20 protein-coding genes are annotated in these 17,914 nt (G+C 58.9%); 12 read left to right on the top strand and 8 right to left on the bottom strand.

Going from position 1 to position 17,914, the window contains the following annotated elements; translation table 11 throughout:
• Window positions 1-14: 14 nt before the first annotated feature.
• From ACQZ6D_RS06665 to ACQZ6D_RS06630, 8 genes are all read left to right on the top strand, one after another.
• Complete coding sequence (locus ACQZ6D_RS06665; RefSeq protein WP_065702275.1) at window positions 15-722, top strand: DUF1045 domain-containing protein; 708 nt, start codon at window positions 15-17, stop codon at window positions 720-722.
• Window positions 723-931: 209 nt separating this feature from the next.
• Window positions 932-1,855 carry an allantoinase PuuE gene (gene puuE, locus ACQZ6D_RS06660; protein WP_003513682.1) on the top strand — a complete coding sequence of 308 codons (924 nt, stop codon included), beginning with the start codon at window positions 932-934 and terminating at the stop codon, window positions 1,853-1,855.
• Window positions 1,855-2,352, top strand: coding sequence for a 2-oxo-4-hydroxy-4-carboxy-5-ureidoimidazoline decarboxylase (gene uraD / locus ACQZ6D_RS06655; protein ID WP_065702276.1), 498 nt, complete (start codon window positions 1,855-1,857; stop codon window positions 2,350-2,352). Before puuE ends, uraD begins: the two co-directional genes overlap by 1 nt.
• A 53-nt stretch (window positions 2,353-2,405) precedes the next feature.
• Window positions 2,406-2,696, top strand: coding sequence for a nucleotidyltransferase family protein (locus ACQZ6D_RS06650; protein WP_003513679.1), 291 nt, complete (start codon window positions 2,406-2,408; stop codon window positions 2,694-2,696).
• A complete protein-coding gene (locus ACQZ6D_RS06645) occupies window positions 2,693-3,055 on the top strand; it encodes a HepT-like ribonuclease domain-containing protein (RefSeq protein ID WP_003513677.1) in 363 nt (120 codons plus the stop codon). Before ACQZ6D_RS06650 ends, ACQZ6D_RS06645 begins: the two co-directional genes overlap by 4 nt.
• A gap of 3 nt (window positions 3,056-3,058) precedes the next feature.
• Window positions 3,059-3,559 (top strand): ureidoglycolate lyase, encoded by a 501-nt coding sequence (locus ACQZ6D_RS06640; RefSeq protein ID WP_019565157.1) that lies wholly within the window; start codon window positions 3,059-3,061, stop codon window positions 3,557-3,559.
• The gene (gene uraH, locus ACQZ6D_RS06635; RefSeq protein ID WP_003513673.1) at window positions 3,556-3,912 is read left to right on the top strand and encodes a hydroxyisourate hydrolase; all 357 of its coding nucleotides are present in this window, start codon (window positions 3,556-3,558) and stop codon (window positions 3,910-3,912) included. Before ACQZ6D_RS06640 ends, uraH begins: the two co-directional genes overlap by 4 nt.
• A 5-nt stretch (window positions 3,913-3,917) precedes the next feature.
• Window positions 3,918-4,661, top strand: coding sequence for a metallophosphoesterase family protein (locus tag ACQZ6D_RS06630; protein WP_003513672.1), 744 nt, complete (start codon window positions 3,918-3,920; stop codon window positions 4,659-4,661).
• 3 nt (window positions 4,662-4,664) lie between these two features.
• Here ACQZ6D_RS06630 and ACQZ6D_RS06625 read toward each other — a convergent pair whose 3' ends face one another.
• Window positions 4,665-5,942 (bottom strand): serine hydrolase, encoded by a 1,278-nt coding sequence (locus tag ACQZ6D_RS06625; protein WP_448729762.1) that lies wholly within the window; start codon window positions 5,940-5,942, stop codon window positions 4,665-4,667.
• A gap of 190 nt (window positions 5,943-6,132) precedes the next feature.
• Between ACQZ6D_RS06625 and ACQZ6D_RS06620 the strand changes: the two genes are divergently transcribed.
• Window positions 6,133-6,717 carry a TetR/AcrR family transcriptional regulator gene (locus ACQZ6D_RS06620; protein ID WP_019565160.1) on the top strand — a complete coding sequence of 195 codons (585 nt, stop codon included), beginning with the start codon at window positions 6,133-6,135 and terminating at the stop codon, window positions 6,715-6,717.
• Complete coding sequence (locus ACQZ6D_RS06615) at window positions 6,714-7,058, top strand: DMT family transporter (protein WP_038491907.1); 345 nt, start codon at window positions 6,714-6,716, stop codon at window positions 7,056-7,058. Before ACQZ6D_RS06620 ends, ACQZ6D_RS06615 begins: the two co-directional genes overlap by 4 nt.
• Window positions 7,059-7,261: 203 nt before the next feature.
• Here the strand turns inward: ACQZ6D_RS06615 and ACQZ6D_RS06610 are convergent, their stop codons facing one another.
• A complete protein-coding gene (locus ACQZ6D_RS06610) occupies window positions 7,262-8,395 on the bottom strand; it encodes an alpha-hydroxy acid oxidase (RefSeq protein ID WP_162686687.1) in 1,134 nt (377 codons plus the stop codon).
• Window positions 8,396-8,543: 148 nt separating this feature from the next.
• On the opposite strand from ACQZ6D_RS06610, the gene ACQZ6D_RS06605 reads away from it, so the two are divergent.
• The gene (locus tag ACQZ6D_RS06605; RefSeq protein WP_236762580.1) at window positions 8,544-9,158 is read left to right on the top strand and encodes a hypothetical protein; all 615 of its coding nucleotides are present in this window, start codon (window positions 8,544-8,546) and stop codon (window positions 9,156-9,158) included.
• Window positions 9,159-9,177: 19 nt separating this feature from the next.
• On the opposite strand, the gene ACQZ6D_RS06600 is transcribed toward ACQZ6D_RS06605, so the two are convergent.
• From ACQZ6D_RS06600 to puuD, 3 genes are all read right to left on the bottom strand, one after another.
• Window positions 9,178-9,900: a sulfite exporter TauE/SafE family protein gene (locus ACQZ6D_RS06600; RefSeq protein ID WP_083807297.1), complete on the bottom strand. Its 723-nt coding sequence runs from the start codon at window positions 9,898-9,900 to the stop codon at window positions 9,178-9,180.
• 209 nt (window positions 9,901-10,109) lie between these two features.
• Window positions 10,110-11,420, bottom strand: coding sequence for a guanine deaminase (guaD, locus tag ACQZ6D_RS06595; RefSeq protein WP_025594223.1), 1,311 nt, complete (start codon window positions 11,418-11,420; stop codon window positions 10,110-10,112).
• A complete protein-coding gene (gene puuD, locus ACQZ6D_RS06590; RefSeq protein WP_065702280.1) occupies window positions 11,417-12,679 on the bottom strand; it encodes a urate hydroxylase PuuD in 1,263 nt (420 codons plus the stop codon). Before puuD ends, guaD begins: the two co-directional genes overlap by 4 nt.
• Window positions 12,680-13,235: 556 nt before the next feature.
• Here puuD and ACQZ6D_RS06585 point away from each other — a divergent pair.
• The gene (locus ACQZ6D_RS06585; protein WP_003513656.1) at window positions 13,236-13,574 is read left to right on the top strand and encodes a hypothetical protein; all 339 of its coding nucleotides are present in this window, start codon (window positions 13,236-13,238) and stop codon (window positions 13,572-13,574) included.
• On the opposite strand, the gene ACQZ6D_RS06580 is transcribed toward ACQZ6D_RS06585, so the two are convergent.
• The 3 genes from ACQZ6D_RS06580 to xdhB all read right to left on the bottom strand — a co-directional run bounded on the left by ACQZ6D_RS06580 (window position 13,550) and on the right by xdhB (window position 17,914).
• Complete coding sequence (locus ACQZ6D_RS06580; protein WP_065702281.1) at window positions 13,550-14,476, bottom strand: LysR substrate-binding domain-containing protein; 927 nt, start codon at window positions 14,474-14,476, stop codon at window positions 13,550-13,552. The two genes, ACQZ6D_RS06585 and ACQZ6D_RS06580, sit on opposite strands and share 25 nt — an antisense overlap.
• 238 nt (window positions 14,477-14,714) lie before the next feature.
• The gene (gene xdhC, locus ACQZ6D_RS06575) at window positions 14,715-15,563 is read right to left on the bottom strand and encodes a xanthine dehydrogenase accessory protein XdhC (RefSeq protein ID WP_065702282.1); all 849 of its coding nucleotides are present in this window, start codon (window positions 15,561-15,563) and stop codon (window positions 14,715-14,717) included.
• Between the two features lie 11 nt (window positions 15,564-15,574).
• On the bottom strand, window positions 15,575-17,914 hold the full coding sequence (gene xdhB, locus ACQZ6D_RS06570) for a xanthine dehydrogenase molybdopterin binding subunit (RefSeq protein ID WP_065702283.1): 2,340 nt from the start codon (window positions 17,912-17,914) through the stop codon (window positions 15,575-15,577).

Raw genomic sequence — 17,914 nt, 5'->3', positions numbered from 1 at the left:
CGAGGTGATAGCGCATGCGATACGCCATCCATTTCACGCCTTCCCCCAACGACCCGCTGACGCAGGCGGCTGCCGCGTGGCTGGGACGCGATGCCTATTCAGGCCATGCGGTGGAGCCGCCGGGCACGATCGATCTCGGCATGCAGGAGATTTCCTACCATACTGCCCTGCCGCGCCGTTATGGTTTCCACGGCACCATAAAAGCCCCGTTCCGTCTTGCCGAAGGTCATTCCGAGGCCGCATTGTTGCGCGACCTGATGTATTTTTCCGGCAGGCAGGACCCCTTCATGCTGCCACAACTTATAGTGGCGCGGCATGACAATGTCTTCAGCCTCGTTCCCGAGCGCCCCTGCGAAGTGCTGAATTTTTTCGCAGCCCGTGTGGTGCAGGAATTCGACCGCTACCGCGCGCCGCTCTCCGAGGCGGAAATCGAGCGGGCGGATCCCGACCGGCTTTCGGCTTCGCAGCTGACCAATCTGCATCGCTGGGGCAGTCCGCATGTGATGGACGAGTTCCGTTTTCAGATGTCGCTGACGGGCGGTGTCGAGCCTTCCAGCAGCCAGAGGATCGAGCGTGCCGTGCGCAAGGTTTTCGAGCCGCTGCTCACTCGGCCTCTGTCATTTTCCAGCCTTGCGCTTTTCATCGAGGATGAACCCGGTGCGCCTTTCCGGGTGCACTCGCTGCACCCCATGGGTCGTGTTTCCGCCCGAAAGATCGCCTGAGAAGCGCCCCACAGAAATCGTACACAAAAAAGCATCGGAATGTCGGCAAAATTGCTCTCGACATTCCGAATGCGGATGCTACCGTCCGTGCATCGCATGTCTGAAGCGTGTCGTGTTTACCCGTGTCGGGCAGACACCTTCGGATGGTTGTTTTGCTCATGTCTTCCAGAAGCGGGTTCCGCGTCGGGAGAGGTGTTTTGGGTGGCTGAATGATTTCCGAGAATTACTCCCGCAATCTGGTGGGCTACGGCCGCAATAGTCCCGATCCGAAATGGCCGGGCGGCGCACGCATCGCCGTGCAATTCGTCATCAATTACGAAGAGGGCGGCGAAAGCTGCATTCTCGACAACGACAAGGCGTCGGAATCGCTGCTGTCGGAAATCGTCGGCGCGCAGCCCTGGCCCGGCCAGCGCAACCTGAACATGGAATCGATCTACGAATATGGCTCACGCGCCGGTTTCTGGCGGCTGTGGCGCATGTTCACCGATCTCGGCGTCACCACAACTGTTTATGGCGTGACCGCTGCCATGGCGCGCAACCCGCAAGCCGTTGCGGCAATGAAGGAAGCGGGTTGGGAAATCGCCAGCCACGGTTATCGCTGGCTGGAATACAAGGATTTTTCCGAGGAGGAAGAGCGCAAGCATATTGCCGAAGCCGTGCGCCTGCATACGGAGCTGACGGGCGAGCGCCCCTTTGGCATGTATCAGGGCAAGCCTTCCGACAATACGTTGCGTCTCGTCATGGAAGAGGGCGGTTTTCTCTATTCGTCCGATTCCTATGCCGACGATCTGCCCTATTGGGTGAAGGGATTGCAGGATGAACCCTTCCTGATCATTCCCTACACGCTCGACACCAATGATATGCGTTTCGCCACGCCGCAGGGTTTCAATTCCGGCGACCAGTTCTTCGCCTATCTGAAAGACGCTTTCGACGTTCTTTATCAGGAAGGGCTTGAAGGCGCGCCGAAGATGATGAGCGTCGGCCTGCATTGCCGTCTCGTCGGCCGTCCCGGCCGCGCCGCAGCCCTTCGCCGTTTCATCGAATATGTGCTGGGCCATGAAAAGGTGTGGATCCCGCAGCGTATCGAGATCGCTCGTCACTGGCATGAAAACCACAAGCCGGGAACGCTCTGATGCTGACGCGAGATGAATTTGTCAGCCGTTTCGGCGGTGTGTTCGAACATTCGCCTTTTATCGCCGAACGGGCCTATGATGTCGGAGGCGCAGGTCTGGAGTTAACGGCGAAGGCGGTTCATGGCGGATTATGTGCGCAGTTTCGTGCCGCCTCCGAAGCGGAACGGCTGGGTGTTTTGCGCGCGCATCCTGATCTTGCCGGCAAGCTCGCAATAGCAGGTGGGTTGACCGCCGATAGCCGCAATGAACAGGCAGGCGCAGGGCTTGACCGGCTTTCGCCCGAGGAGCATGCGCGCTTTTCCGAGCTGAACTCCGCCTATACGCAAAAATTCGGCTTTCCGTTCATCATTGCGGTCAAGGGGCTGAACAGGCACGATATTCTCTCCGCCTTCGAGACGCGTATCGGCAATGATGCGGCGACAGAATTTGCGACGGCGACGGCGCAGGTGGAAAAGATCGCCTGGCTACGCCTTTCCTCGATGCTGCCCGAGGGTTGAATTGGCGAGCGGCGGTCGTTCCGCTATACTCGTGCTATCTGGAGATTGAGGCCATGAGACCTTCCGAGGTGCTGGAAAAGAACAGGGAAGCGATCCGCGAAGCAACGAAGCGCTTCAACGCGGCAAACCCGCGCGTGTTCGGTTCCGTCGCCCGTGGCGAGGACAGGCCGGACAGTGATCTGGATATTCTGGTGGATGCGTTGCCGGGGACCACTCTGTTCGATCTTGGCGGATTGCTGGAGGAACTGAAGACTATCCTCGGTGTCGAGGTTGACGTCGTCACCTCAGGCGGCCTGCACTCGGATATCCGGGCGCGTGTTCTGATGGAAGCCAAGGCAGTATGAGTACGGATCGACTTCTGCTCTACCTGAAGGAGATGGATGTTGCCGCCTCCCGAATACGGGATTTCATTCAGGATATGGATGAGGCCACTTTTTCTTCCGATACGCGAACCCAGATGGCGGTGATGATGTGCCTTGCCCTGATTGGCGAGGCGGTCGCAAAACTGGACAAGCATTACCCCGCGTTTTTACAGCAGCACCCGGAAATCCCCTGGATAAAGATGAAGGGTATGCGCAATTTGATCGTGCATGATTATTTCCGGGCGGAACTCTCGGTGGTCTGGAAAACGATAACGCAGAGCATTCCGGATTTGCAGGCGCGTCTCTCACTCCTCCGAAACTGGCATGCCCAAGGTGAATGACATTTGACTGATTTTCTCGAGATCAAGCCTCTCACCAAAGAGGCGTTCGCATCCTTCGGTGATGTGATCGAAATTACACCCTCTTCCATGCGCCACATCAATGGCGGCCAGACCGAGCGGCATCATGCGCTTGCGGCACCCGAGGCCGCGGGCGAGGGTGCGCGCATCATCCTCAATATTTTCCGCGGACAGCCGCGTACCTTTCCCCATACAATCGAGATGATGGAGCGGCATCCGCTCGGCAGCCAGAGTTTCTCGCCGCTGTCCGGCAGGCCTTTCCTTGTCGTCGTTGCCGAGGACGAGGGCGGCAAGCCTGGTCGGCCGCAGGCTTTTCTGGCGGGCGGCGATCAGGGCGTGAACTACCGCCGCAACGTATGGCATTATCCGTTGATGCCGCTGCAGGCGATTTCGGATTTTCTGGTTGCCGATCGCGAGGGGCCGGGCAACAATCTGGAAGAGCATTTTTTCGATGCGCCCTACATGATCGCGGAGCCTAGCCTATGACCGGTTTGACCACCCACGTCCTCGATGCCGCCCATGGCACGCCCGCCGAAGGGCTGACGATCGAGCTTTACCGGCTCTCGGGTGATCGTCGCGAGAAGATTAAGACGGTTAAGACCAATAGCGATGGCCGCGTTGATGGCGGGCCGCTACTTGTGGGCGACAGTTTCAAGGCCGGGGAATACGAGCTGGTTTTCCATGCGGGCGATTATCTGCGTGGCAAGGGCGTCACCCTGGCGGAACCCGCCTTTCTCGACATCATCCCCATCCGTTTCGGCATTGCCGACGAGAGCGGCCATTACCATGTGCCGCTTCTGCTTTCGCCCTATAGTTACTCCACCTATCGAGGAAGCTGACCGCCATGATCTTTGCCGCCATAGCCGATATTCATGGAAACTGCGCCGCACTGGAGGCCGTGCTTGAGGATATCGCGAGGCTTGGCATCAAGGACATCGTCAATCTCGGCGATTGCTTCAGTGGTCCGCTGGAAGCGGGTTTTACCGGCGATGTGCTGGTTGGCAACTGGATACCCAGCGTTCTCGGCAATCATGATCGCGAATTGATCGAGCGCGCGCCGGAGGAGATGGGCAGCTGGGAGAGGCCGGCGCATGCGCAGCTGACCGCCGCGCATCTGGACTGGCTGCACACCCTGCCGTTCAGCATGGTTTTCAAGGACGTCGCCTATTGCTGCCACGGCTCGCCGCGCGGTGATCTGGAATACTGGCTGGAAACGCTTTCGACGGAAGGGGTGCTGAAATTGCGACCGCTTTCCGAAATCGAGGCCATGGCTGATGGCATCACCCAACCGCTGATGTTGTGCGGCCACACACATATCGCCCGCACCGTGCAGCTCTCCGATGGCCGCCTGATCGTCAATCCTGGCAGCGTCGGCTGCCCCGGCTGGAAGGATGGCACGCCGTTCGACCATCATGTCGAAGTCGGTCATCCGCTTGCCAGCTATGCCGTGCTCGAAGAAACCGCACGCGGCTGGCAGGTCTATTTCCGGCAGATACGCTACGATAATCTTGCCATGGCCGAGATGGCGAAGGTCAACGGCATTCCGTATCTGGCCGATGCGTTGGAAAACGGTTGGCTCAAGCGGTAGAACTCACCCTTCGCTGTTCATGACAACGCAGGCATAAGACTGCGCCTTCAACTCCTTACAGGCGGAAACCGCCGAGGACTGGTCTTCAAAGCCGGTAAAGCGGGCGCGGTAGAGCGTTGCCGATCCGCTTTGCACCGCTTCGGTATAGGGCGCGATGCCGGAGTAGCTGCCGGCGATGTTGGAGCGCGCATTGGCGAGCAGCGAGCGGGCGGCAGCTTCGCTGTCGGTGGCGGCGATCTGCACTTCCCAGCGGCTGCGTTGGCCGGTCATTTTTGCAGCGGGTGCGGGCCTCGGAATGGCAGAGACCTGGATCATATCTGCCATCTGGCTGTTCGCCGTGGCGATCTGCATGGCGATCGGATCGGCGCGACGCTCGGCAAACATCGGTAGTGGTACGGCTGCCGGAGGGACGGCTGCGGGCGGCACATCGAAGGTGCGGCTGACATTGGCGCTTGCCACCAGCTGTTCGGTATTACGGCTTCTCGAGGCCTGCGGCATCGCCTTGTCCAGCAGAGCAGCCATCTGCGCATCGCGGCCGCGCGCGGTTTTGCCGCCCAGCACGACGCCAACGACACGGCGGCCATTGTGATTGATGGCGCTGACGAGGTTGAAGCCCGACGCATTGGTGTAACCGGTCTTGATGCCGTCCATGCCCTGATAGCGATACATCAGATTATTGTGGCCACGGATGCGCTTGCCCCGGAAGCTGAAGGATTCCATGGCAAAGAGGCCGTATTCTTTCGGAAAATCGCGCTGCAACGCAAGGCCGAGTTTCGCCATGTCGCGCGCCGTCGTCACCTGCGATTTGCTGGGCAGGCCGGAGGCGTTGCGGAAAAACGTCTTGGTCATGCCAAGCTGGCGGGCCTTACGGGTCATCATCTGCGCAAATTGCGCCTCGGACCCACCGAGATGGTCACCCATGCCTTCCGCCATGTCATTGGCGGATTTGACGATCATGCCGTAGACGGCTTCGCGCACCGTAAACGTCTGGCCCTCACGCACATAAAGCTTCGAGGGGATGACGGCTGCGCCGTTCCTGGACATCCTTATCTTCTGGTCCCAGCGAATCCGGCCGGCGTGCAACGCCTCGAAGGTCATATAGAGCGTCATCATCTTGGTCAGCGATGCCGGGTGGTTCAGCACATCGGCGTTCTGCGCGGCGAGGACCTTGCCGGTATTGGCATCCATGATGAAATGGGCATAACCGGCCTGCGCTGGCGATGCCTGCAATGAAAGGATCGCGCAAAAGAAGGCGAGTGCGAATACCCATGCGCCCGCCATTCCCCGTTTGATCGTTCCCGACATGGTCCACCCCTTTATGTTCGATCGCCGCGATGGGCGAAGTTTTACTGACACTTTCCGGCAACAAAACCGCTAAAACTTTAGAGATCGCTTTCATGCTTAATTAAGTATGAAATTCAAGTCGGCCGTCGCCCTCACAATTTCCTTGCAAAGAAACCAACCATCCGGTATGTTTGCGACCATGACAAATGCACATGAACGCAAAAAGCAGCCTGAGATCGTGCGCCGCAATCTTCTCGATTGCGCGGCGAAACTCGCTGCCGAGCAGGGGGTTGCGGCGCTTTCCGTGCAGGCAGTGGCCGATGCCGCCGGGGTGACGAAGGGTGGGTTGTTTCATCATTTTCCCTCCAAGCAGGTGCTGCTGGAAGCGGTGATGACTGACCTTCTGGCGGCTCTGGACACTGAGATCGACGACCTCATCTCACAGGATTGTGAAGCTTTTGGGAGCTTCACAAGGGCCTATGTGAACGCGGTTTTCTCGGATCGGGGCAGGGATTCGGGCAGGCAATGGGCAGCGATCTCGGTTTCCATGGTCGGTGAACCGTCGCTTCGGCGCATGTGGAACAGCTGGATTGAGGGGCGCCTTGCCCGTCATAAAGAAACGGATGACGGGGTGGTGCTGGAGATGGTGCGGCTTGCGGCTGACGGCATCTGGTTTGCCGATCTACTGGCCGACGACGGTAAAGCGGGTGGCGACAGGGCGGCTCTGAGGGCCCGGATGATCGCCCAGACGAAAAAGGAAGTGGAACGATGAACGCGGCTGTTTTGACTTATGGGGCGCTTGTCGCGGCTATCGTCTGCGAGGTCATCGCAACTTCCTTTCTGCAGCAATCGCAGCAATTCACCAAGCTGTTGCCGACGGTGCTGATGGCGCTTTTTTACGGTGCGGCTTTTTATCTCCTGTCGTTCACGCTCCGGGCGCTGCCGGTCGGCGTTGCCTATGCGATCTGGAGCGGGCTTGGCATCGTGCTGATTTCCGGCATTGGCTATTTCGTGTTCCGCCAGACGCTCGATATTGCTGCGGTGGTTGGTCTTGGGTTCATCGTGACCGGGGTGGTGATCGTCAATGTGTTTTCGAAGACGATTGGGCATTGAGCGGACTTCTCCACCTCATTCCTGTTCTTGTCAGAGGAATCCAGCCGGCGCGCGTCTGCGCGACGAGGATAGTCCGTTCAGCCCAAGGGCTTGGGCTCGCTGGATCCCTGTGACAAGCACAGGACTGAGGGAGGCGGCGTAAAGGCGATATTCTTACCGAAGCATCGGCTTCGATCTTTACGTTGTATGCCGTGTCGTCACCATCACGCCAGAATGCTGCGATCGACGTCCGTAATCAGCCGCTTCCCGCAAAGCGCCATGCTGATATCCATTTCCTTGCGGATGATCTCGAGCGCCGTCGTCACGCCCTGCTTGCCATCCGCGCCGAGGCCGTAGAGGAACGGGCGGCCGATGTAGGTGCCCTTGGCGCCGAGTGCTACCGCCTTCAGCACGTCCTGGCCGGAGCGAATGCCGCCGTCCATATGCACCTCCACCCTGTCGCCAACGGAATCGACGATCCTCGGCAGCATGGCGATCGAGGAATGCGCGCCGTCGAGCTGGCGACCGCCGTGGTTGGAGACGATGATGGCGTCCGCGCCGGTATCGAGCGAGGCGCGCGCATCTTCCTCGTCAAGGATGCCCTTGAGTATGAGCTTGCCGCCCCAACGCTCCTTGATCCATTCGACATCCTTCCACGACAGGCGCGGATCGAATTGCTCGGCCGTCCAGGAGGAGAGCGACGAGAGGTCGGAGACGTTCTTGGCGTGGCCGACGATATTGCCGAAGCTGCGGCGCTGGGTGCGCAGCATGTCGAGGCACCATTTCGGCCGTGTGGCCATCTGCCAGATGTGTTTCGGGGTGAATTTCGGCGGGGCGGAGAGGCCGTTGCGCAGGTCCTTGTGGCGCTGGCCGAGAATTTGCAGGTCGAGCGTCAGCACCAGTGCCGAGCATCCGGCGGCTTTGGCGCGATCGATGAGATTATTGACGAAGTCGCGGTCCTTCATCACGTAAAGCTGGAACCAGAAAGGTTTGGAGGTGACGGAGGCGACATCCTCGATGGAGCAGATGCTCATGGTGGAAAGCGTGAAAGGCACGCCGAATTCTTCCGCCGCTTTTGCCGCCAGCATCTCGCCATCGGCATGCTGCATGCCGGTTAGTCCAGTGGGGGAGAGCGCCACCGGCATCGAAACCTTCTGGCCGATCATTTCGGTGGCGAGCGACCGGTCGGTCATATCCACCAGCACACGCTGGCGCAGCTTTATCTTCGAAAAATCCTCCTCATTGGCCCGGTAGGTGCCTTCCGTCCAGGCGCCGCTATCGGCATAGTCGAAAAACATCTTCGGCACACGGCGCTGAGCCTGTTTCTTCAGGTCCGCTATGGTGAGGATTTTGCCCATGGATAAAGCCTTCACATTTGAATGATGGCTTCACATAACATGGTAATCGCGTTTACGCGATGGCAATCGTCTTTGCAGCAGTGCTTTTTGCACTCGCAAATGGCTAGGAATTATGCTTGAAATATACTGTATTTCGATAATAATTCAGATGGTTTCTCAAATAATAGCGTATTTTAATATGTTAAATTATTTGCTCAGATTACTTATCGCAGTTCTTATTTCGCCCGCGATTGTTTTCGCCGCCGAGTGCCCCTCCGGTAAAAATGATGGAGATGAGTTTGTTCTTGCCCACGGTCAGGTGCGCAGCGAATTCAGGCGATCCGGACCGATCGTCTTGGTGGAGAATGATTTTCAAGGCGCAGGCAAACAGAGGCTTTTTCTCTTTCGGGGGTTAATCGAGCTGGCGCGTTCGGGCGATGACGGCAATTACAGCCAGCACTTTACGTCAAATCTGGAAGCATTCTGGCCTCTGAAAGTTGGCGCTCGACGCACTTTTGAATTTCTGCCGCTCGAAACTACCAAAATCGAGGATAAGTGGTCACTGACCCTTGCAGTTACGAAGCGGCGCGCCTTTCCGATTAAATTCTGCAATTATGAGGTGTTTTATGTGACCTACGACATTCGTAAAAACGGCAAAGAGGAAGAACGATGGACAGCGGTTTATTCGCCGGATCTGCGCGCCACGGTGGCGAAGATTTACGATGAGGGGACGGAAGACGAAGAAATTGTCGCCTATAATTTGATTGCGCCTCTGAAGCGGTGACGGTTCTACTGCGCTTGAATCAGCTCCAGAATGCTCGCAAAAACAGCTCAGCCCCAAGCAACAACAGGCAGATTAGGAACCAGCGCCTGAATGTCGCGGGAGTGACGATGCGGCGGATATTCTGACCAAGCCACATGCCGAGAAGCGCTGGCAGGACGGCGAGTGCGGAAAGCGACATGTGCTCGACGCGGAAGGCGTCCTGAGAGGCAAGGCCGGCAGCAAGCGCAACGGTGGAAACGGTGAAGGACAGGCCAAGCGCCTGCACGAGATCGTCGCGGCTGAAGCCAAGCGACTGGATATAGGGCACGGCGGGGACCACGAAAATTCCGGTGCCGCCGGTCAGAAGGCCGGTCGCCAGCCCGACGGCCGGGGAGAGTTTCGGTTCCAGCCTTGCGGGAACGGCGAAGGGCTTTGCAAGAAGGCTGTAGGCTGCGTAAGCCGCGAGGCATAATCCGAGTGTCGAGGTAGTCCAGACGCCGGTGCCTGATGTCATCAGCCGGATGCCGAGAAGCGTGCCGACGGCAATGGCGATCATCATCGGCCATAGTCGCGAGACGACCGCCTTGAAATCGGGTCCGGCCAGCAATTGCCAGATATTGGTGATGAAGGAGGGCAGAATGAGCAGGCCAGCGGCAACGACCGGCGGCATGAAAAGGCCGAGAACGCCCATGGCAACGGTCGGCAGGCCCATGCCGGTGACGCCCTTGACGACGCCCGCGACGATGAATGTCGCGACAATCATGAGCGTTGTAGTTGTCTCAAAATCCGGCACGGCGCACTCCAGAGGTCATTCGCATTTCGGCTGACTTGGGCTGTCAGGCGATCATATGAAACGGGCGAGTGCGGCCTGTTTCTTTTCCCGGCGGCGAGAGAAAAACAGGCGACGCCCGCTCGTTTCAATATGTACTGATATAGATGAGGCGACGACCTGATGTTTCGGCCTAAACCGAACTATGCAAGCGCGCTTTTCATCGCCTTGCCGGCCACGTAGGTTTCGACGACGGTGCGGTCGTCGCCCATGGTCAGCATCAGGAACAGTTCTTCGGTCAGGCTTTTCACCACTTCCATCTTCAGCGCCATGGCGGGCGTGGAAGAGGCGTTGAGAACCGTGATGTCGGCATCCGTGCCTGCGTCCAGCGTGCCGATGCGGTCGACCATGGAAAGCGCTTCGGCGTTGCCGCGCGTCATCAGATACCAGCTTTCCAGCGGGTTCAGGCGTTCGCCCAGCAATTGCTGGATCTTGTAGGCCTCATCCATGGTGCGCAGCATGGAATAGCTCGATCCGCCGCCGATATCGGTCGCGACTGCGATGCGCACCGGCTTTTCGCGCCGTTGCAGCTTTTTCATCGGGAAGAGGCCGGAGCCGATGAAGAGGTTCGATGTGGGGCAATGCACGGCGACTGCACCGGTTTCCGACAGCACGTCCGCCTCACGTTCCGAGAGGTGGATGGCGTGGCCGAGCAGGGTCTTGTTGCCCATCAGGCCGTAACGCACATAGATGTCGGTGTAATCGGTCGCTTCCGGGTAGAGCTCGCAGGTATATTTGATCTCGTCCAGATTTTCGGAAAGATGCGTCTGGATGAAGAGATCGGGAAATTCCTGCGCCAGCGCCTGGGCTGCTTCCATCTGTTTCGGCGTAGAAGTGATGGCGAAACGGGGCGTGATGGCGACGTGGTTGCGGCCCTTGCCGTGCCAGTCGGCGATGACGGCCCGGGTCTCGTCATAGGAGGTTTCCGGCGTGTCCAGCAGGCCCTGCGGGGCGTTGCGGTCCATCATCACCTTGCCGCCCACCATCAGCATGCCGCGCTTCAGGGCCTCAGTGAAAAACGCATCGGCTGAGGTCTTGTGCACGGAGCAATAGGCGACAGCCGTGGTGGTGCCGTGGCGCAGAAGCTCATCGTAAAAATGTGTGGCGATGCGCTGGGCATGCGCGCTTTCGACGAAACGGCATTCTTCCGGGAAAGTATAGGTATTCAGCCATTCCAGAAGGTTGGCGGCATAGGAGCCGATGACCTGCATCTGCGGGAAATGCAGGTGCATGTCGATCAAGCCCGGCACGATGAGATGAGGGCGGTGGTCCTTCTCCTCAATGTCATCAGGTGCCTGCTTGCGAATATCGGCATAGTCGCCAATGGCGGCGATCTTGCCGTTTTCGATAAGCAGGCCGCCATCCTCGATGTAGAGATAGCTTTGCGTATCGTCGATTGCGAGCGGCGCGCGGCGGAAGCTTAACAGGCGGCCACGCAGCAGAACCATGCTCATTCGGTTTTTTCCTTGGCGTCTTTGCCCGCGGAAACGGCGCTTTCGTACCATGCGGTCAGCACTTTGCGCTCCTGCGGGGTGATGGCGGTGATGTTGCCGGGAGGCATGGCATGGCTGCGGCCGGCTTGCAAATAGATTTCGCGGGCGTGTGCGGCGATCTGCGCGTCGGTTTCGAGCTTCACAGATTTCGGCGTGAAGGGCACGCCTTCCCACACCGGCTCGGCGGCGTGGCACATGGAACAGCGGCCCTGAACGACATCGCGGGCGCTCGCGAAATGGGCGTCGCTGACGAATTGCTGCTGCATCGGCGAAAGCGTTGCCGCCTTCTGTTCTTCTTCGCCGGTCAGCACCTTCGGCACGGTGGAAAGCCACATGATGACGATGAAGATGAGCGCGGTCAGCAGCCAGGTCCATGTCGGCTTGCCCTTGCGGGCATGGGTGGTGTTGAACCAGTGGCGGATGGTGACGCCCATCAGGAAGACAAGTGCTGCGATGATCCAGTTGAACTCGGTCGCAAAGGCCAGCGGATAGTGGTTCGACAGCATGAAGAAGATGACGGGCAGCGTCAGGTAGTTGTTGTGCAATGAGCGCTGTTTGGCGATGCGGCCATATTTCGGGTCCGGCGTGCGCCCGGCGATCAGGTCGGCAACGACGATCTTCTGATTGGGAATGATGATGAAGAACACATTCGCCGACATGATGGTGGCGGTAAAAGCGCCGAGATGCAGGAAGGCGGCGCGGCCGGTGAAGACCTGCGTATAGCCCCACGCCATCGCCACCAGCGCGACGTAAAGCACCACCATCAGGCCCCAGGTGTTGTTGCCAAACGGCGATTTGCAGAGGAAATCGTAAAACAGCCAGCCGACGGCAAGCGATGCCAGCGACAGACAGATGGCTTGGAACTGGGTGAGCGCCAGCACCGAATGGTCGATGAGGAAAAGGTCGGCGCCGCCGTAATAAACGATGCACAGCATGGCGAAGCCGGACAGCCAGGTGACGTAGCTTTCCCATTTGAACCATGTCAGGTGTTCGGGCATCTGGGCCGGGGCGACCAGATATTTCTGGATGTGGTAAAAGCCGCCGCCATGCACCTGCCACTCCTCGCCATAGGCCCCCGGCGGCAGATGCGGCCGTTTGACCAGCCCAAGATCGAGCGCGATGAAATAGAAGGACGAGCCGATCCAGGCGATGGCGGTGATGACGTGGAGCCAGCGGACGGCAAAGGCCATCCATTCCCACGCAATGGCATATTCGTACATTCGGTTCCCCTGATCCTTGTGCAGCGCACCTTGCGAGAAATTTGACCGTTAGGAAAGGGAAAAGCAAACACCGCACTATGATTGTTCACAATCCCGTACGCTCGTGTCCACAACTTTGGCGCAGGCGCGGCGACGCCCCGCTTCCGGCCCCGCCCAATCGTCAAGGAGCCGTCCTGCCGCTGAGTTTGTGCTTAGCTGGCTAACGCGACTCAGCTATTATCCGTTGAGCAGTCTGCTGATGTGCAAAACTATTGGGCTGCGGGGCCTTGGAGCGACCTGCGTCCGAAAGGACGCTTCGAAGGGCACTCTGACACATTTATGTTGCGCATGTTCTTTCCGGTTTTCGGTCAGAGGCGCAGGGCTTCAATGACATGTTTTCGCTGGCGGTTCATTCCGAAAGCGGGTGCTGCGAACCCTGGGGGCGGGGGCAGATCAGGGGCAGGTGTTGCAGTTCCCGGTGCCGTTGCGTCCGGGTATGCGTTGATGCTTGGATTTTGAATGAAGTGACGCAATGACCTTCCGGCAGCCGCCGTTGTTTTCAACGGAGACCGTGCCGATGCGCCTTGTTCTGACAGTTCTTTTCCTGCTGATGGCGTTCAACGCCACGGCGCTTGCGCATGAATCCCACAAGGGGTTCAAATATGAAAGCTACTGCTGCAATGGCGACGCCGAAACCGGCGATTGCCAGATGATCCCTACGCGAAGTGTTCGTGTCACGCAGGATGGTTACGAGGTCTCGCTTGCGCCCGGCGATCATCGTCTGGTGACGCGGCGCCATGTCTTCAGCTGGTCGCAGCGTGAGGCAAGACGATCCGAGGATGGAGAATATCATCTCTGTCTGTTCCCGGACGAGGACACGCCGCGCTGCTTTTATGCGCCTGATATGGGGTATTGAGATGTTTGCGGCCGGTTTTCGTCGATCCGCTTCAGTATCCAGTCGCGAAACAGCCTTATCTTGCGAATGTTCCTGCGGTTTTCAGGGTAGACGAGCCAGTAGTTCTTACCTTCGTTGCTGAGGTGCTCGAAGGGCTGATAAAGGCGGCCGAGGGCAATCTCGTCCGCATAAAGTTCAGGGGTGAGCATGGCTACCCCCTGGCTGGCAATTGCCGCTGCGGCTTCGAAAGCCTGCACGCTGAGGCGGCTGCGCGGATAACGGTCGAGGCCCGGATTTTCGATGCCGACTTCCCGGAACCATTGGCTCCACCAGATGTCACCCGGATCGATGATGCGCAGGCGCAGAAGATCCTCCGGCTTTTTCAATCCGCCGATGCTTTCGGCAAGGTTCGGATGCAGCATCGGCGTGTAAACGCCCCGCAGCAACTGATGATAGATCAGTCCTTTGCCATCGTCGCTGCTCCAGCGGATGGCGACATCGCAATCGGACTGCGTAAAATCGATCAATGCGCTTGATGTGTCGAGCCGTACGGCGATCGAGGGATGTTCAAGCTGGAAAGCTCCCAGATGCCGCGAAAGCCAGCGCGATGCGAAAGTCGCGGTGGAGTGAATGGTCAGGGTGGAGTCAGAGGTGTCACGGACATTGTCGACGGCCTCCCGTAAAGTGTTGAAGGCTTCCGCAACTTTCGGCGCCAGTTTCTGCCCGGCCTCGGTCAGCACAACCTGCCGCGCCTTTCTGATGAAAAGCGGCTCGCCAACATTCTCTTCCAGCAGTTTCACCTGATAGCTGACCGCCGTCTGCGTCATACCCAGTTCCTCACCGGCCTTGGTGAAGCTGAGATGCCGGGCGGCGGCTTCGAACACGCGCAGGGCGTTCAGGGGGAACTGGCGGGACATTTTCATGGATAAGTTCTCTTTATGCCAACTGCCAAAGGTTTCATTGGTTTTTATCCGGAAAACAGAGCATTTTTAGCTCAATTCATCAACTGAGCTTCTGACATTTTTTAAATGGAGACGAACATGCGCACAGCACTCTTGCGCGCGTGGTCCCGCCTGCGCGCGGGTCTGCGGACCGCGGAACGGTTTTTCCTTGAAAGCCTTCGACCGGACAATCTGGTAGATGAAAGCCTGCCCGACGGGATCAGGCGTGATCTTGGTCTTGAGGATGGCCGCGCTGATTTTCGGTGCGACGGGTTTCGGCAGCGGAAAATGCTTGCAGCAACTCGGCTGCCACAAGGGCCGCTATGACGGCGGGGCGCTTGTCCCTGACGCTACTTCCACCGATCGGCAGGATGAGTTTTTGAAGGCGGGTAGTGGGTTCTCCCTCCCGCTCCAGCCAATGGGCGAAGGTGGCGCGTTTGGTTTTCGAGCCGATCATGCCTACATAAGCGAGATCGTCGCGGGCAAGCGCTTCCTTTGCAATCAGGAAATCGAGTGCGTGATCGTGGGTGACGATGATCGCAGCGCCGTTTGCGGGAATTTTCGCGATCAGCGCTTCCGGCATGGGGGTCAGCACGGATACGACACCGGCTGAAAGATCGCGCAACTCGTTTTCACGGGTTTCCACCACGGTCAGTGTCAAAGGCAGAAGGGACAGAGCATCTGTCAGCGCCTTGCCGACATGGCCCGCCCCGAAAATGAAGACGGCCTGCTGCTGCTCGGTTTCAGCCTTAAGCCTTGCCTCGAGTGCTGCCGCGATGTCCGGCGTTACCAGCCGGAAGCGGAGCAGGGTGCGGCCGCCGCAGCATTGGCCGATTTCGGGGCCGAGCGGAATATCCATGCCGTCTTCGGTCGTACCGTTCTTCAACATGGCACGGGCATGGTCTATCGCCATATATTCGAACTGCCCGCCGCCGATGGTCTCCCACAGCGCCTTCCGGCTTACCAGCATGAAAGTTCCCGCCTCGCGCGGCGATGACCCTTTCACGGCCTCGATTTCCACGAGGATTGCAGGTCCGGAGCTGGCGAGGAAGCGGGAGAGGGACGTCATTATGTCTCCCCTCACACCTTCTTCAACCGTTCCACCGCCATCAGCACCCGCTCGGGCGTTGCCGGCGCATCGAGGCGTGGGCAGACCTTGTAGTCGGCGATGGACGCGACGGCCATGGAGAGTGCTTCGAGAACCGAGATCGCCAGCATGAAAGGCGGTTCGCCCACGGCCTTGGAGCGGCCGATGGTGGGCTCGGCGTTTTCCGACCATTCCGCCAGTTGAACGTTGAAAATCTTCGGCCGGTCGGAGGCAAGCGGGATCTTGTAGGTGGAGGGAGCGTGGGTGCGCAGCCGCCCCTTGCCGTCCCACCATAATTCCTCCGTCGTCAACCAGCCCATGCCCTGTACGAAGGCGCCTTCCACCTGCCCGATATCGATGGCCGGGTTCAGCGACTTGCCGACATCGTGGAGAATATCGGTGCGTTCCATCATGTATTCGCCGGTCAGTGTATCGATCGACACTTCCGAACAGGCCGCGCCATAGGCGAAATAATAAAACGGCGTGCCGCGGCCTGCGGCACGATCCCAATGGATTTTCGGCGTCTTGTAAAAACCGGCGGCGGAAAGCTGGACGCGGGCGAAATAGGCTCGTTTGATGAAATCGTTGAAGGCGACTTCCTCAAGCCCGATGCGCACCCGGTTTGGCAGGAAGACAACCTCTTCTTCCGGCACGTTCCAGTTCTCGGCGGCGAATTTGATGAGCCTTTCACGGATCTGGCGGGCAGCGTCATAGGCCGCCATGCCATTGAGGTCCGTACCGGACGAGGCGGCCGTGGCCGACGTATTGGGCACCTTGCCCGTGGTCGTGGCGGTGATTTTCACCCGGCCAATATCCACCTGGAAGGCATCGGCCACCACCTGCGCCACCTTGGTGTAGAGGCCCTGGCCCATTTCGGTGCCGCCATGGTTCAGGTGGATCGAACCGTCATTATAGATATGCACCAGCGCGCCCGCCTGATTGAAGGCGGTCATGGTGAAGGAGATGCCGAATTTTACCGGGGTGAGCGCAATGCCCTTGCGGATGATCGGGCTGGTCTTGTTGAACTCGACAATTGCCTGCCTGCGCGCGCGGTATTCACTGGATGCTTCCAGTTCCTCAACGATGCGGGCGATGATGTTGTCCTCGACCTCTTGATGATAGGGGGTCGTGGTGCGGCCCGAACCGGTCTCGCCGTAGAAATTGAGCTTGCGGACATCGAGCGGGTCCTTGCCGACGGCATAGGCGATTTCCTCGATGAAACGCTCAGCCCCGAGCATGCCCTGCGGGCCGCCGAAACCGCGAAAGGCGGTGTTGGAGACGGTATGGGTTTTGAGCGGCCGGGAGGTCAGATGCACATGCGGATAGAAATAGCTGGAATCGGCGTGAAACAGCGCGCGGTCGGTTACCGGGCCGGACAGGTCGGAGGAAAAGCCGCAGCGGGCCGCATAGGTGGCGTCGACGGCGTGGATGCGGCCTTCCTCATCGAAGCCTAGCTCGTAATCGACGCGGAAATCGTGGCGTTTGCCGGTGGCGGTCATGTCTTCGTCGCGGTCGGGGCGGATTTTCACGGCCCGGTTCAGCTTCTTGGCGGCAATGGCGCAAAGGGCTGCGAAATGGTTTCCCTGGGTTTCCTTGCCGCCGAAACCGCCGCCCATGCGCCGCACCTGCACCGTGACGGCATTGGACGGCACCTGAAGGATGTGGCTGACAATGTGCTGGATTTCGCTCGGATGCTGGGTGGAGCTCCACAGCGTCACCTCATCGTCCTCGCCCGGTACGGCCATGGCGATGTGGCTTTCGAGATAAAAATGCTCCTGCCCGCCGATCCGCATCGTACCGGTCAGGCGGCGGGGTGCCACGTCCATTTCGAGCTTCGCATCACCACGCTTCAGCGTCATCGGATCGATGACGAGCGCGCCGCCATTTTCAATCGCCGTGTCGATATCGGTGAAATGCGGCAGGTCCTTGTAGACGATTTTCGCCTTGCGGGCGGCCTTGCGAGCAATATCGCGGCTTTCAGCAAAGACCGCGAAGATCGGCTGGCCGTGAAATTCAACCTTCGTTTCGGCCAGTAGCGGCTCGTCATGACGCCCGCCGGAGGAGACGTCGTTTTCGCCGGGCACGTCTTTACCTGTCATCACCCATAACACGCCCGGCGCAGCTTCCACTTCCGAAAGGTCCATCGAGACGATTTCGGCATGGGCCCGGTCGGAAAGGCCAAGCGCGCCGTGAACGAGGCCGGCGGGTTCGGGAATATCGTCGATATATTCGGCGCTGCCCGTCACATGTTTATGGGCAGAATCGTGCCTGAGCGAGGCGTGTACAGGGCCGTCGATTTCGGTCTTGGTCTTATCGAAGCTTGTCGTGTCCAT

The sequence above is a fragment of the Agrobacterium sp. 22-3639C2 genome, assembly GCF_053522105.1.
The sequence above is the reverse complement of the archived record's forward strand: the minus strand, read 5'-3'. Positions and strand labels throughout refer to the sequence as shown.